This window comes from Hallella sp. (assembly GCF_037460745.1).
Taxonomy (GTDB): Bacteria; Bacteroidota; Bacteroidia; order Bacteroidales; family Bacteroidaceae; genus Prevotella; species Prevotella faecis.
The window spans coordinates 1-14175 of the sequence record NZ_JAXVAE010000102.1 but is presented as its reverse complement, the minus strand read 5'-3'; the positions used below and the strand labels follow the sequence as shown (position 1 = coordinate 14175).

13 protein-coding genes are annotated in these 14175 nt (G+C 51.9%); 10 read left to right on the top strand and 3 right to left on the bottom strand.

What is annotated here, in order from left to right; translation table 11 throughout:
- Window positions 1–5: 5 nt before the first annotated feature.
- From WKK33_RS06440 to WKK33_RS06420, 5 genes are all read left to right on the top strand, one after another.
- A complete protein-coding gene (locus WKK33_RS06440; protein ID WP_337932996.1) occupies window positions 6–1028 on the top strand; it encodes an FAD:protein FMN transferase in 1023 nt (340 codons plus the stop codon).
- 14 nt (window positions 1029–1042) lie between these two features.
- The gene (locus tag WKK33_RS06435; RefSeq protein WP_337468731.1) at window positions 1043–1711 is read left to right on the top strand and encodes a Crp/Fnr family transcriptional regulator; all 669 of its coding nucleotides are present in this window, start codon (window positions 1043–1045) and stop codon (window positions 1709–1711) included.
- 109 nt (window positions 1712–1820) lie between these two features.
- The gene (locus WKK33_RS06430; protein ID WP_337932995.1) at window positions 1821–3890 is read left to right on the top strand and encodes a M3 family metallopeptidase; all 2070 of its coding nucleotides are present in this window, start codon (window positions 1821–1823) and stop codon (window positions 3888–3890) included.
- Window positions 3874–4317, top strand: a complete 444-nt coding sequence (locus tag WKK33_RS06425) for a dCMP deaminase family protein (protein ID WP_215758962.1) — start codon at window positions 3874–3876, stop codon at window positions 4315–4317. The genes WKK33_RS06430 and WKK33_RS06425 overlap by 17 nt, the downstream gene beginning before the upstream one ends.
- 104 nt (window positions 4318–4421) lie before the next feature.
- Window positions 4422–6140, top strand: coding sequence for a S41 family peptidase (locus WKK33_RS06420; RefSeq protein ID WP_287768352.1), 1719 nt, complete (start codon window positions 4422–4424; stop codon window positions 6138–6140).
- A 268-nt stretch (window positions 6141–6408) separates the two neighbouring features.
- Here WKK33_RS06420 and WKK33_RS06415 read toward each other — a convergent pair whose 3' ends face one another.
- Both WKK33_RS06415 and WKK33_RS06410 read right to left on the bottom strand, forming a co-directional pair.
- Window positions 6409–6699: a DUF721 domain-containing protein gene (locus WKK33_RS06415; RefSeq protein ID WP_215758960.1), complete on the bottom strand. Its 291-nt coding sequence runs from the start codon at window positions 6697–6699 to the stop codon at window positions 6409–6411.
- A 123-nt stretch (window positions 6700–6822) separates the two neighbouring features.
- Window positions 6823–7923, bottom strand: coding sequence for a DNA replication/repair protein RecF (locus WKK33_RS06410; protein WP_337932994.1), 1101 nt, complete (start codon window positions 7921–7923; stop codon window positions 6823–6825).
- Between the two features lie 174 nt (window positions 7924–8097).
- Between WKK33_RS06410 and WKK33_RS06405 the strand changes: the two genes are divergently transcribed.
- The 3 genes from WKK33_RS06405 (at window position 8098) to WKK33_RS06395 (ending at window position 9732) form a co-directional block, all read left to right on the top strand.
- Window positions 8098–8790 (top strand): tetratricopeptide repeat protein, encoded by a 693-nt coding sequence (locus tag WKK33_RS06405; RefSeq protein WP_337468734.1) that lies wholly within the window; start codon window positions 8098–8100, stop codon window positions 8788–8790.
- A 5-nt stretch (window positions 8791–8795) separates the two neighbouring features.
- On the top strand, window positions 8796–9272 hold the full coding sequence (gene ribH, locus WKK33_RS06400) for a 6,7-dimethyl-8-ribityllumazine synthase (protein WP_215758957.1): 477 nt from the start codon (window positions 8796–8798) through the stop codon (window positions 9270–9272).
- A 70-nt stretch (window positions 9273–9342) separates the two neighbouring features.
- A complete protein-coding gene (locus WKK33_RS06395; RefSeq protein ID WP_337468735.1) occupies window positions 9343–9732 on the top strand; it encodes a hypothetical protein in 390 nt (129 codons plus the stop codon).
- 269 nt (window positions 9733–10001) lie between these two features.
- On the opposite strand, the gene WKK33_RS06390 is transcribed toward WKK33_RS06395, so the two are convergent.
- Window positions 10002–10568 carry a DUF4738 domain-containing protein gene (locus WKK33_RS06390; RefSeq protein WP_337932991.1) on the bottom strand — a complete coding sequence of 189 codons (567 nt, stop codon included), beginning with the start codon at window positions 10566–10568 and terminating at the stop codon, window positions 10002–10004.
- A gap of 557 nt (window positions 10569–11125) precedes the next feature.
- Here WKK33_RS06390 and nrdD point away from each other — a divergent pair.
- Together nrdD and nrdG are read left to right on the top strand one after the other, a co-directional pair.
- Window positions 11126–13276 (top strand): anaerobic ribonucleoside-triphosphate reductase, encoded by a 2151-nt coding sequence (nrdD, locus tag WKK33_RS06385; protein WP_337932989.1) that lies wholly within the window; start codon window positions 11126–11128, stop codon window positions 13274–13276.
- A gap of 27 nt (window positions 13277–13303) precedes the next feature.
- Window positions 13304–13771, top strand: a complete 468-nt coding sequence (gene nrdG / locus WKK33_RS06380) for an anaerobic ribonucleoside-triphosphate reductase activating protein (RefSeq protein ID WP_337932988.1) — start codon at window positions 13304–13306, stop codon at window positions 13769–13771.
- Window positions 13772–14175: the final 404 nt, after the last annotated feature.

Here is a 14175-nt window from a genome sequence, read left to right as displayed (position 1 = left end):
CACTTATGGTCAAGAAAAAGAAAACCCTTTGGCAGGTGGTGTTCCTCCTGCTCCTCATCGTGGGCACCGTGCTGATCATCCGTCAGCAGCGCACGATGCCCTATCAGCATAACGAAGGCTTTGTCTTCGGCACCGTTTACCACATCACTTACCAAAGCAAGAAGGATCTCCAGCCTGCGATTGTGGCGGAGATGCAGAAGGTGGACGATGCCTTGTCGGCCTTCAACAAGCAGTCGGTCATATCCAAGGTGAACCGCAACGAGGCTGTTCAGCTCAACGATATGTTCACCGACGTGTTCACTCTGGCGCAGACCATCTCGCAGGAGACCCATGGCGCATTCGACATCACGGTGGCGCCGCTGGTCAACGAGTGGGGTTTCGGCTTTAAGCAAGGCGTAGAGCCCACCCGCCATGTTGTCGACTCGCTGCGCGCCTTGGTGGGCTACGAGAAGGTGAAGCTCATGAAGGGTCGCATCGTGAAGGCCGACCCGCGCATCATGCTCGACTGCTCAGCCATCGCCAAGGGCTATGGTGTCGATGTGGTGGCACGCTACCTGCGGAGCCAGGGCATCCAAAACTTCATGGTTGAGATCGGTGGCGAGGTGGTAACAAGTGGCATCAACGAGCAGCGCATGCCGTGGAAGATAGGCGTCACCAAGCCTACCGACGACTCTACGCAGACCAACCGCGAGTTGCAAACCGTGCTCAATGTCACCGACAAGGCTATGGCAACCAGTGGCAATTATAGGAATTTCTACTACAAAGACGGTAAGAAGTACGCTCATACCGTTGATCCCAAGACGGGCTACCCCGTGCAGCACAATATCCTCTCTGCCACGGTGATTGCCAATCATTGCGCCGTGGCCGACGCTTACGCCACCTCCTTTATGGTCATGGGATTGGAGGGAGCCAAGAAAATATTGGGGAAACATCCTGAGTTGATGGCCTATTTGATTTACGCCGACGAGAAAGGCAACAACCAAGTGTGGTTCTCGTCCTCAATGGAAGATAAAATATTGGACAACTAAAATCGGTTGTCGGCATGAAGCGATTGGGGGTTTACGACAAGCTACTGATGATTCCGCTCTTCACAGGAATGGGCAAGGATGAGTTGGAACACATCGTCGCCAAGACCAAACTCCTCTTCCAGAAAGTGGAAAAGGACGAAGTGGTGGTCAGCGAGGGCGACCGATGTGGGAGCTTGTGGCTCCTGTTGGAGGGCACCCTGTTGGTGGAGACACGCTCCGATGACCGTGGCTTCATGGTGGTGGAGGAGCAGAGCGGGTGCCATGTGTTGCAACCCGAGTGTGCCTTTGGTTTGCGCCAACGCTTCACCCGCACCTACAAGGCCCTCACCACGTGCAACCTCATCAGTATCGACAAGAACGAAACGCAGCGGCTGACGACTGCCTCGCTCATCTTCAGGCTCAACCTGATGAACCTGCTCTCCACCCGTCTGCAAAAGGAGGGGCATAAGGCGTGGCGGCCTACGCCCCACGACCTGCGCCAACGCATTGTGCGTTTCATGGCCGACCACTGCCAGCATCCCTCCGGCAGGAAGGTCTTCAAGATCAAGATGCAGCGGTTGGCCGACGAGGTCAACGACAGTAGGCGCAACGTGTCGCAGTGTCTCAATGTCATGCAGCAAAACGGCTTGTTGCTGCTTCGCAGAGGACAGATAGAGGTTCCAGCCCTTGAGAAACTGTCGTGATACGCTTTTTTTAGCGCGGCAAAGTTAAATAATGCTTATTCTCCCCGCGCGTTTATATACTTTTTGTTATCTTTGCAAAAAGAATTGAGAGAAAAAAGACACACAGAACATGACTGATAGCCAAGAGCGAAAGAATCCCTTTATGGTGCCCTATGGGACACCCCATGACACCGTACCCTTCGATAAGATACAGTTTGAGGACTATGAGCCCGCGTTTATGGAGGGTATCCGTCGCGACAACGAGTTGATCGACAAGATTGTGAACAACCCCGAGGAGCCCACTTTCGATAACACCATTGCCGTCACCGACGACAGCAAGGGTGAGAATTACTATGACTTGCTCGAACGTGTGTCGAACGTCTTCTCGTGCATGATGAGCGCCGAGACCAACGACGACATGGAGGCCTTGGCCCAAAAGCTCAGTCCTATCCTTACCCAGCATGGCAACGATGTCATTCTCAACCCACGTCTCTTCCAGCGTGTGAAACATGTGTATGAGCACCACCGTGAGCTTACGCCCGAGGAGCAGATGCTGCTCGACAAGGAATACGACGGCTTTGTCAGAAGTGGTGCGTTGCTCGACGAGGATGGAAAGGAACAGCTCAGGAAGTTGACCGAGGAGGCCGGACTGCTCACCTTGCAGTTCTCTCAAAACCTTTTGAAGGAGACCAAGGCTTACACGCTGCACATCACCAACGAGGACGATTTGAGCGGACTGCCCGAGACTGCTCGCGAGGCCGCTGCTAACAACGCCAAGGAGAAGGGCCTTGAGGGGTGGGTGTTTACGCTCGACTACGAGAGCTACTCGCCGTTTATGACCTATGCCGACCGCCGCGACCTGCGCCAGCAAATCTATATGGCTCGCAATACGGAGTGTACGCATGAGGGAACCGACACGAATAACCTCGAGATATGCAAGCGTCTGGTCAATCTCCGCCGTGAGTTGGCGCAGTTGCTGGGCTTCAACACCTTTGCCGACTATGTGCTGAAGCATCGCATGGCCTCCCAGGCCTCCCATGTTTACAAGTTGCTCAACGACCTGATCGACGCCTATAAGCCCACTGCCATTGAGGAGCAGAAAGCCATTGAGCAGAAGGCCAAGGACGTTGAGGGCGATGATTTCCAACTCATGCCTTGGGATGTGAGCTATTACGCCCACAAGCTTCAGATGGAACGCTACAACCTCGACGCCGAGATGTTGCGCCCCTATTTCCAGCTTGACAAGGTCATCGATGGCGTGTTTGGCTTGGCCAACAAGCTCTATGGCATCACGTTCAAGGAGAACAAGGATATCCCTGTGTACCATCCCGATGTAAAGGCCTACGAGGTGTTCGACCAGGATGGATCTTACCTTGCCGTGTTCTATGCCGATTTCCATCCCCGCAAGGGCAAGCAGGGTGGGGCGTGGATGACCGAGTTCCAAGAGCAGTGCATCACCAAGAGTGGCAAGAATGTGCGTCCGCACGCCAGTGTGGTGATGAATTTCACCAAGCCGACGCCTTCGAAGCCGGCCCTGCTGACGCTCGGTGAGGTGGAGACCTTCCTGCACGAGTTTGGCCATTCGCTTCACGGCATGTTTGCCAATACGCGTTTCGCCAGTCTGTCGGGCACCAATGTGTGGTGGGATTTCGTGGAGATGCCGTCGCAGTTTATGGAGAACTATGCGGTCGAGAAAGATTTCTTGAGCACCTTCGCCTTCCATTACCAGACGGGCGAACCCATCCCCGACGATCTCATTGACCGCATCCGGAAGAGTCGCAACTACAATGTGGCCCTGAGTTGCATGCGCCAGGTGAGCTTCGGATTGCTCGATATGGCCTACTACACGATGGACAAGCCGTTCACCGACGACATCATCCCGTTTGAGAAGAAAGCGTGGGCGAAGGCCATCATCACGCCCCAACTGCCCGAGACGTGCATGACCACACAGTTCTCGCATATCATGGCGGGTGGCTATGCGGCAGGTTATTACAGCTACAAGTGGGCCGAGGTGCTCGACGCCGATGCGTTCAGCGTGTTCAAGGCTCACGGAATATTCGACCGCGAGACGGCGCAACGTTTCCGCGACGACATCCTCTCGAAGGGAGGAACGGAGCATCCCATGGTGCTCTACAAGCGATTCAGAGGACAGGAACCCACGATAGAAGCATTACTTAAGCGAAATGGCATCAAACGATAAGCAACGAAAGCTCGATGGGCGCTACCTCAGGATGGCGCACATCTGGGCGGAGAACTCCTACTGCATACGCCGAAAGGTGGGTGCGTTGGTCGTCAAGGACAAGATGATTATCAGCGACGGTTACAACGGAACGCCCAGCGGCTTCGAGAATGTGTGCGAGGATGAGAACAACCTCACGAAGTCGTATGTGCTTCATGCCGAGGCCAACGCCATCACCAAGTTGGCCCGGTCGAGCAACAACAGTGAGGGGGCAACGCTCTATGTCACGGCCTCACCGTGCATCGAATGTGCAAAACTCATCATCCAAGCGGGCATCAAGCGTGTGGTGTATGGTGAGAAATACAGGCTCGACGATGGCCTTCGGTTGCTCGAAAGGGCAGGCATCGAGGTGATATACCTGAATGTCGAAACCTCTGAAACGCCCTGATGGAAGGGCCTAAGAGTCCCAACGGATTGTCCTGAGAGCCAAAACGGGATTGTCCTGAGAACAAAAACGGATTAGTTATCCCTTATTAACGGATTATTCAGCCAATGAAAAACGATAAGAAAAATAGGTTCATGCCGCTGCTGATGGCTATCAGTGTGGTGGTCGGAATAGTGATAGGCTCGTTCTACGCCAACCATTTTTCGGGCAACCGACTGACGGTGATCAATAACGGTAGCAACCGTCTGAACAACTTGTTGCGCATCATCGATGACCAATATGTCGACAAGGTCGACATTGACTCGCTCGTGGAGAGTGCCATCCCGCAGATCCTCGCTGAGCTCGATCCCCACTCGGTCTACATCAGCGCCAAGGATGTGCAGGCCACCAACGACGACCTCAAGGGGTCGTTCTCGGGCGTAGGTGTTGAGTTTACCATCCGTGAGGACACCATCCACGTGCAAAACGTCATCAAGAACGGACCGGCAGAGAAGGCGGGTCTGTTGGCTGGCGATAAGATTGTGTATGTGGATGGCAAGAAGTTTGTGGGCAAGGTGGTGACCAATGAGGAGGCCATGCACCGACTGAAAGGTCCGCAGGGATCGAAGGTGAAGATTGGTGTGGCGCGCTATGGCAACCCCAAGATCATTACGTATGAGGTTACCCGTGGTGAGATTCCCACCAAGACGATCACCGCAGCATATATGCTTGACGACAACACGGGCTACATCAAGGTGAAGAACTTTGGCGAAAAGACCTATCCCGAACTGCTGATAGCCTTGGCAAGTCTGCAGCAGCAAGGTTTCTCGAACCTGGTGATCGACCTCCGCGACAATACGGGAGGCTATCTGCAAAGTGCCGTCCAGATGGCCAACGAGTTCCTTCCCAACAAGAAACTCATTGTTTACACCGAAGGCAGAAAGTCGCCTCGCAAGGAATATCGTTCGGATGGACATGGCGCTTACCAGAACATGCCGTTGGTGGTGCTCATCAATGAGGGCTCGGCTTCATCGTCGGAGATCTTCGCTGGTGCCATGCAGGACAACGACCGCGCCACCATCATTGGACGCCGTTCGTTCGGTAAGGGCCTTGTGCAGCAGCAGATCCCATTCCCCGATGGCAGTATGATTCGCCTGACCATAGCCCGTTACTTCACTCCTTCGGGACGTTGCATCCAGAAGCCTTATACTCATGGCGAGGACGCCAGCTACGAGCAGGATCTCATTTCGCGCTATGAGCATGGTGAGTTCTTCTCGCAAGACAGCATCAAACATACCGGAAAGCCCTATCACACTGGCAATGGCAGGGTGGTGTATGGCGGAGGTGGCATCACGCCCGACATCTTCGTGCCCGAGGACACCTCCGACGTGACATCTTATTATAAGAAGGCTGCCATGAGCGGATTGATCTTGCAGTTCGCCTTCAACTATACCGACAACAACCGTCAGAAGATGAAGGCGTTCAAGGAGATGCTCGAGTTGGCCCAGTATCTGAAGAAGCAGAATACGGTGGAGCAGTTTGTGGGTTATGCCAACAGTCACGGATTGAAACGCCGCAACTTGCTCATCAGGAAGAGCCACACGCTGCTTGAGCGTTACATCAACAGTAGAATCATCTACAATATGATGGATGAGCAGGCTTGGACCGAGTATCTTAACCAGGACGATCCGGTTATTGGCATGGCCCTTCGGGTAATGCGCAACGACGCCGCCTTCCCGAAAGCTCCACAAAAGAGCAGGGATGCTAAGGGCAAGGTGGCCAAGGCCAGTCTTTCGGGCTTCGACAACCGTGCCCGCATGGGTTGCCACGCAACCTTGCTGGCGTAAGAAACATTAAGATTGAAATATGGCAAACGGCAACCGCTGGTGTGAGACCAGGGGTTGCCGTTTGTGCCATTAGGGGGTGGCTTCTCTAAGAGAGGGGTGGGTGTTCCCAACCGCAGGGGCCGCCGTTGGTTCCCAAATCGGCCATCAGGTTTTATGTTAACCCCAAATCGGTTATTACATAACATCCTACTATTTTCCTTATGTCGGCCTAATGACCGATTGGGGTTAAATCGCTCGCTGGGATTGAAGTGTAATGACCGATTGGGAGTCAGTAGATGCGAACCTCCGTGATGATTTGTGAGCCCACGGCGTTGTTCAGCCTTTTCACAAGTTCCGTACGCATCATGCTCAGGTCTTGTCGTAGGGCAGGATTGACGATCTTGACGAACAACACCTGGTTCTGGATAAACTTATCCGAGGTGTATTGCGCAATGGTGGGGCCGACGATGGTGTCCCAGGCGTCGACGAGTCGTCGTTGCAACAAAGGCGTTTCAAGTCCTTCCTGTCGTAAGAACTGCGAGAGCACCTCGCTTAAGGGTTTCACATCTTTTCTAAACATATCACTTGTTTGCTATAATCTTGGTAGGCTTGTAGCCATGGTTGCCGCCACCAGATGGTGGCTGACGCGAGAAGCTATAAAGTCCTACTAATCTTCCTGTTTCGGTAGAATGGCCGATGGGGGTTAAATCTCGGCAAACTCGCCTTTCTCAACGTTGAACATGCGGTAGTCTTTTCCGCTATGGCTTAGTATCTCATCGAGGTGGTCGCGGTTGGTGTCGGTGATGAAAATCTGGCCGAACGAGCCACCCGACACCAGGTCGACGATGTGCTCCACGCGCCTTGAGTCGAGCTTGTCGAAGATGTCGTCGAGCAAGAGCAGGGGCGTTGTCTGCGACGAGGTGCGACGCAGGAAGTCGAACTGGGCCAGTTTTAGCGCCATGACATACGTCTTCGTCTGTCCCTGGCTGCCCTCTCGCTTCATGGGATAGCCGTTGATGAGCATTTCCAGGTCATCGCGATGAACGCCATGGAGGCTATAGCCCACGGCGAGATCCTTCAGGCGGTCGCGTTGGATCACGTCGAGCAGGTCGCCCCGCTGGCCGTGCGACACATAGCGTAGCGACACCGTTTCCTTCTCGCCCGATATCTTTTGGTAAATCTGTTGGAACACGGGCACGAACTCATCCACAAACGCACTTCGCCGCTCGTACACCACGGTGCCCTTCTGGGCCATCTCCGTCTCCCATATTTCCATGAGCGCCGGATCGACCGCAGGCTCCATCTTCAACAAGGCGTTGCGTTGTTGTAATGCCTTGTTGTAGGCGTTGAGCGCCTCCAGGTAGCGCTTGTCGTATTGCGCAATGACCATATCCATCAGTTTGCGGCGCTCCTCGCCGCCTCCGTCCACAAGGATGCTGTCGCTGGGCGACACAAAGATGAGCGGTATCAGTCCGATGTGCTCCGAAAACTTTTTATATTCCTTCTTGTTCCTGCGGAAGTGCTTTCTGGTTCCGCGCTTCATGCCCGCATACACCGATTCGGCTTCGCCGCTCTCCGTGAGGTAGTTGCCCTCAATCACAAAGAAGTCTTGGTCGTGTGTGATGACCTGACTGTCGATGTTTGTGAAGCTCGAATGGCAGAACGACAAGTAGTAAATGGCGTCGAGCAGGTTGGTCTTTCCCTCGCCGTTGTGGCCGATGAGACAATTCACGTTGGGCGAAAACGATAGATTGGCTGCCCGTATGTTCCTATAATTGATAATGGATAATTGGCTGAGTATCATGGTGAGATGCTGTCGTTGTGTAGCGGTTGCATTCTTCTGGCGCAACCCCTTGTTGTTGCAAAGTTACGAGTTTTGACAGTGAAAAACGAAAAAAGAATGGAATAAATTTCAATATCTGAGATTAAATTGGTAATTTTGCGACTAAATCTGAAAATAATAAAACAACAAAAAATAATGGCAAACAAAAACGAAAAAGCAACATTCGATGCTGCTGGAAAGTCAGAGGCATTTTTCACTAAGTATCGCAATGTTATTTTAGGAGCTGTCGCAGCAATCATTTTGGTTGTTGCAGCAGTAGTCTGTTACAACACCTTCATCGGCGGTCCTCGCGAGGACAAGGCCAGCACAGCATTGGCTCGTGGCCAGGAGTATTTCAACGCCGAGCAGTTCGACAAGGCCCTTAACGGCGACGGCGCTGGTTATGCAGGCTTCGTGAAGATTGCCAGCGACTACGGAAGCACCGACGCTGGTAACCTCGCCAACCTCTATGCCGGTCTCTGCTACTATTATCTGGGCAAGGCCAAGGAGGCTGTGAACTACCTCGAGAAGTATTCTCCCGCAAGCGATGCTATGGTGAGCCCCGCTGCTGTGGCCGCTTTGGGTAACGCCTACGCTGCCACTGGTCAGCTCGACAAGGCTGTGAGCAAGCTGAAGGATGCTGCCTCAAAGGCCGACAGCGAGTCGAAGGATGGTGCCAACAACAGCCTGTCGCCTACATTCCTTTTGCAGGCCGGTGAGTTGCTGGAGAGCCAGAACAAGACCGATGAGGCCCTGAAGGTTTATCAGGACATCAAGAAGAAGTATGTCAACTCTATGCTCGTGCAGAGCAATGAGATCGACAAGTACATCGAGCGTACCACTAAGTAATAGCCATGGCGACTGCTCTTCATCATCTTTCAGACTACGATTTCGACAAGGTACCTGATGCCAGTAACATGTGTTTCGGTATTGTGGTGTCTGAGTGGAACGACGAGATAACCGGCGCATTGCTCAGCGGGGCTGTCAAGACCCTTGAGTTGCACGGAGCCTTGCAGGAGAACATCCATGTGAAGACCGTTCCGGGTAGTTTCGAACTGATTTATGGCGCACAGCAGATGTGCAAGAACGACGGGTTCGATGCGGTGATTATCCTTGGAAGTGTGATTCGTGGCGAGACACCCCATTTCGACTATATCTGTCAGGGTGTGACCTACGGCATCGCTCATCTCAACGCCGTACAGAACATTCCGGTCATTTACGGTTTGCTCACCACCGACACTTTGCAGCAGGCAAAGGATCGCAGCGGTGGCAAGTTGGGCAACAAGGGTGACGAGTGCGCTATCGACGCCATCAAGATGGCTAAGTTCTAAGTAACTCCATAACGGTGATAACAAGGTGTCGTTGTGCACCTGTTATCACCGCTTTTTATTTGTTAGAATCATGAAATTATACGAACTCATTCAGTCATACAATTTTGATGAGATCATGCCGGAAATCTTAAGGATGTTTCCCGGCACAGCCAAGTATCGTGAGCCGTTGAAGCAAGCCTATGACATCTTGCTGGAGATGCGGCCCGTTCCGTCAAAGAAGTCTGTCCGCTATAGGTTTTTCAACATGGATAATTCGGGCGAGTCGTACATGGGTGCCGCCGATGCTGATTTCCGTTGCACCTGGGAGGTTTGCTTGGGAAAGGATGTGGTGCGTGAGCGCGGCATTGATCTGAGCGATGCTGAGATCCTGGCCAATAGCTTGGTGAACATCTGTTTTATCGGCACTCATCCGCGAAAGTTCGACGCTGCCTACGCCGAGCTGACCCGTCCGGAGCGCTAACGACCCTTCTGTAACCATTCGGCCAAGTCGTTATAAACCCCCAATTGATGATGAAGCTAAAATAGGAGGCTTATTAAGATTTTACGGATTCTTTTCAGCTCTTGTAAGTGTTTCTTTCGACATCTTGCTTTCGCCGAATAGGGGGTAAAAGAATAATGGCGAGAGGTTTCCACAAATCGTGGATACCTCTCGCCATTATTTTTTAGGGGTGATGGCTTCTTATCTTTTGGCTTCTGGGCCGTGTGGCTTGTTGAGGCGTGCGGCCACTTTTATTCGTCCTCCGTCTCAGGGTCGATGTTCATGGAGTTAACGTCGGCCTTCGTGTCCTTGGTTACGGAGTAGTTGCCGAAGTTGTCGACCTTCACAATGAGGGGCACATACTCATCGCTGGCAGGGTCGGGACTTCCCACGCTGGCGCCAAAGGTCAGCTGGCTGCCCTCGGCTTTCACAAACGCCACGCCCAACAGGGCGCCATCTTTATAGTAGGTGTCGCCCACGTAACTCTTGAAGTCGCTCTTGTGGAACTTGCGGCTGAAGAACACCGAGCCATCAGCGCGCACTACGCGCAGGGAAATGGTGTTGTCGTAATAGCGCTTCACGCCATCGGTGGCAAGGGGTAGGGAGTCGGCGGCGGTACGCTTGATCTCCACCGTGTACTTGCTGCCCATCCAGTTGACCGATTGTGAGTGCACCAGGTTGCCCATCTTTTGGGGGCGCTCCGATTTCAACACCTTGGGCTTTTTGATGATGATGACCTGCGATGACTTTTCTTCTTTGCATCCCACAGCCATAGCTGTGAGGAGGGATATGATGATCAGTGTGAGTGAATGCTTCATGATGATGGATTGTTCTTGTATGCAAAGGTACTAAAAATAATGGTATTAAGGTGAGGTGGACCTACAAAAGTAGGATGAAAAGACCACAGTTTTGTTTCTTCACCTTATTTATATAATAGACGTAGCAATTTTCTCTTTCGTTTTTACTTTTGAGCCGTTTTTGTCTTCATAGGATTGTTGACCTGTGATACATCGGGTTTGCTATCTCGGGATGATCAAACGCAGAAAACGACGAATGCCATAAGTTTACTTCGTTGATGATACATAACCACGTGATTATCAAACTTTAGCTTGTTGAGCGCTCAAGTAGCGGTGTGACGTTTTGTATTGAATCAGTCATTAAAATATGTAAACAGGCATGAAAATGGTGGGCCGTTTAGTGATGTTCTTTGGAAAATTATGAGTAACTTTGCATTGCAAAAGGTTGATAAAATAATCGCATTTGCAACACAAAATACTAATCGAAGTTGTCCGTTTTGGAAAACTTTTCGAGATCGGAAATCAAAAAAGTTTTCCCAAAAGTGCAACAATAAACGTTTAAGACCTTATATAAAAGCATGGAAATCAGGAACTTTACTATTACGAAACGTGATGGTTCGAAAGATTGTTTCTCTCTCGACAAGATCATGAATGCTGTTCTCAAAGCATTCAATGCATGTCAGGAACCCATCGACTTGGGTTCAGTCTCGAAGATTCTCAGTCATCTCGACATCCAAGATGGTGTGCGCGTGGAGGACATTCAGAATCAGGTGGAGGTGTCGTTGATGAAGGAAGGCTACTACAAGGTGGCCAAGTCGTTCATCCTCTATCGTCAGGAGCACCAGGAAGACCGCGAGACGCTGGACAAGCTGAAGTTCCTGTCCGACTACATGGAGGCAGAAAACGCTGCCACAGGCTCTAAGTTCGACGCCAACGCCAACGTGGAGCACAAGAATATCGCCACGTTGATTGGTGAGCTGCCCAAGGCCAGCTTTATCCGCCTCAACCGCCGTTTGCTCACCGAGCGCATCAAGCGCATGTATGGAAAGGACCTCGCCAACGAGTATCTCGACTTGCTGACCCACCACTTTATATATAAGAACGACGAGACCAACCTCGCCAACTATTGCGCCTCCATCACCATGTACCCATGGCTTATTGGCGGTACGATGAGCATTGGCGGCAACTCGGTGGCGCCCACCAACCTCAAGTCGTTCTGCGGTGGCTTCATCAACATGGTGTTTATGGTGAGCTCCATGCTCGCTGGCGCATGCGCCACACCAGAGTTCTTGATGTATATGAACTACTTCATCGAGAAGGAGTATGGTAAGGACTATTACAAGCACGCTGATGATGTGGTGGACCTTAGCTTGAAGAAGCGCACGCTCGATAAGGTCATCACTGACTGCTTCGAGCAGATTGTCTACTCGCTCAACCAGCCTACAGGTGCCCGCAACTACCAGGCTGTGTTCTGGAACATCAGCTATTACGACCGTTACTACTTTGATTCGCTCTTTGGTAACTTCTTCTTCCCCGACGGATCACAGCCCCATTGGGAGGGCGTCGACTGGTTGCAGAAGCGCTTTATGAATTGGTTCAACCAGGAGCGCACGAAGACCGTGCTCACGTTCCCTGTGGAAACCATGGCCATGCTCACCGAGAATGGCGACTGCAAGGACGAGGAGTGGGGCGATTTCGCCGCTGAGATGTACTCGAAGGGCCATAGCTTCTTCACCTATCTCTCCGACAATGCCGACTCGCTGTCGAGCTGCTGCCGCCTGCGCAATGAGATCCAGGACAACGGCTTCAGCTACACCCTGGGTGCCGGTGGTGTGTCGACCGGATCGAAGAGCGTGCTCACGGTGAACCTCAACCGCTGCGTGCAGTATGCGGTGAACCACGGCAAGGACTACAAGGAGTATCTTGCCAATGTGATCGACCTTTGCCATAAGGTGCAGTTGGCATACAACGAGAACCTCAAGGACCTGCAGCGTCATGGCATGTTGCCTCTCTTCGACGCAGGTTACATCAATATCAACCGCCAGTATCTCACCATCGGCATCAACGGATTGGTGGAGGCTGCCGAGTTTATGGGCCTCAACATCACGCCTAACGACGACTACCTCCACTTTGTGCAGGGCATCCTCTCATTGGTGGAGAAGTTTAATAAGCAGTATCGTTCCAAGGAGGTGATGTTCAACTGCGAGATGATCCCCGCAGAGAATGTGGGTGTGAAGCACGCCAAGTGGGATCGCGAGGATGGCTACTTCGTGCCGCGTGATTGCTACAACAGTTATTTCTACGTGGTGGAGGACGACTCGTTGTCGATCATCGATAAGTTCAAGTTGCATGGCGCTCCTTACATTGAGCACCTTACCGGTGGCTCGGCCTTGCATATGAACCTTGAGGAGCACCTCTCAAAGGCTCAGTATCGCCAGATCTTCCGTGTGGCCGCCAAGGAGGGATGCAACTACTTCACGTTCAATGTGCCCAACACCTTGTGTAACGAGTGTGGCCACATCGACAAGCGCTATCTCAAGGAGTGCCCCGTGTGCCACTCGAAGAATGTGGACTACTTGACGCGCATTATCGGTTACTTGAAACGCGTGTCCAACTTCTCTGAGGCACGTCAGAAGGAGGCTCACCGCCGTTTCTATGCAGGTGTCGACCGTCTGCCGCAGGCCAACAAGATTGCGTTGGGCAAGAAGCACGAGGAGGTTACCAAGTAATCCGATCGTCTTTCCGCAGATCACAACATGATTAAATATGTGAACACCGAGGTCGTCTTTCAGGAAATACCTGATGAGACGACCCTTGCTATCAATATCTCTGGATGCCCCTGCCATTGCCCGGGTTGCCACAGCAGTTATCTCTGGGAGGATGTGGGCACGCCGCTGACCACCACCGAGCTTGAGCATCTCATCCAATCGAATGATGGCATGCTCACCTGCGTCAGTTTTATGGGTGGCGACGCAGAGCCGGCCGCCGTCGACCAATTGGCAGCATGGCTCCATGACCACCATCCTGAGATCAAGACGGCATGGTATAGTGGCCGCATTCGACTCTCGCGCGACATAGACAAGCGCCATTTCGACTACATCAAGTTGGGACCGTATATCCGTCATTTGGGTGCGCTCAACCAGTTGACCACTAACCAACGCTTGTATCGCTGTGTGAATGGCGACGAGTTGGAGGATATCACTTACCGCTTTTGGAAGAAATAAGTAGGATAGAAGGATGGTTTCTTGACCATCCTTTTGTCGTCTTGTAGAAAGGGTACGAAGCCCCTGTGGCGTTAATCCCAAATGACTGATATGGGGTAAAAGCATAATGATACGGGTGTGAACCCGAAAACGATGGCGTTGCGGTTTGACCCGCCTTGAGGTGATGAAAGATAAGGGAATAAAAAAAGCGATGGCCTTCACAGGCAATCGCTCCAAATCTTCAATAGGTATTAGTTTCCTTCTAAGGTAAAAAGATTGTTTTCAGGATAACATTTGCAAAGATAGCATAATATTTTAACAAGCCAAATGTTTTGCAAACTTTTTTTAAGAAAAAGTTATTTTCCCTTTATTTTTTGTAACTATTCAGCGATAGCCTTGCACCTTAATCCGCGATTGAAATATAC

What these genes read in the sequence shown, in the direction of transcription:
- WKK33_RS06440 (WP_337932996.1), top strand. Translation starts at nt 6, where the DNA reads ATGGTCAAGAAAAAGAAAACCCTTTGGCAGGTGGTGTTCCTCCTGCTC.
- WKK33_RS06435 (WP_337468731.1), top strand. Translation starts at nt 1,043, where the DNA reads ATGAAGCGATTGGGGGTTTACGACAAGCTACTGATGATTCCGCTCTTC.
- WKK33_RS06430 (WP_337932995.1), top strand. Translation starts at nt 1,821, where the DNA reads ATGACTGATAGCCAAGAGCGAAAGAATCCCTTTATGGTGCCCTATGGG.
- WKK33_RS06425 (WP_215758962.1), top strand. Translation starts at nt 3,874, where the DNA reads ATGGCATCAAACGATAAGCAACGAAAGCTCGATGGGCGCTACCTCAGG.
- WKK33_RS06420 (WP_287768352.1), top strand. Translation starts at nt 4,422, where the DNA reads ATGAAAAACGATAAGAAAAATAGGTTCATGCCGCTGCTGATGGCTATC.
- WKK33_RS06415 (WP_215758960.1), bottom strand. Translation starts at nt 6,699, where the DNA reads ATGTTTAGAAAAGATGTGAAACCCTTAAGCGAGGTGCTCTCGCAGTTC.
- WKK33_RS06410 (WP_337932994.1), bottom strand. Translation starts at nt 7,923, where the DNA reads ATGATACTCAGCCAATTATCCATTATCAATTATAGGAACATACGGGCA.
- WKK33_RS06405 (WP_337468734.1), top strand. Translation starts at nt 8,098, where the DNA reads ATGGCAAACAAAAACGAAAAAGCAACATTCGATGCTGCTGGAAAGTCA.
- ribH (WP_215758957.1), top strand. Translation starts at nt 8,796, where the DNA reads ATGGCGACTGCTCTTCATCATCTTTCAGACTACGATTTCGACAAGGTA.
- WKK33_RS06395 (WP_337468735.1), top strand. Translation starts at nt 9,343, where the DNA reads ATGAAATTATACGAACTCATTCAGTCATACAATTTTGATGAGATCATG.
- WKK33_RS06390 (WP_337932991.1), bottom strand. Translation starts at nt 10,568, where the DNA reads ATGAAGCATTCACTCACACTGATCATCATATCCCTCCTCACAGCTATG.
- nrdD (WP_337932989.1), top strand. Translation starts at nt 11,126, where the DNA reads ATGGAAATCAGGAACTTTACTATTACGAAACGTGATGGTTCGAAAGAT.
- nrdG (WP_337932988.1), top strand. Translation starts at nt 13,304, where the DNA reads ATGATTAAATATGTGAACACCGAGGTCGTCTTTCAGGAAATACCTGAT.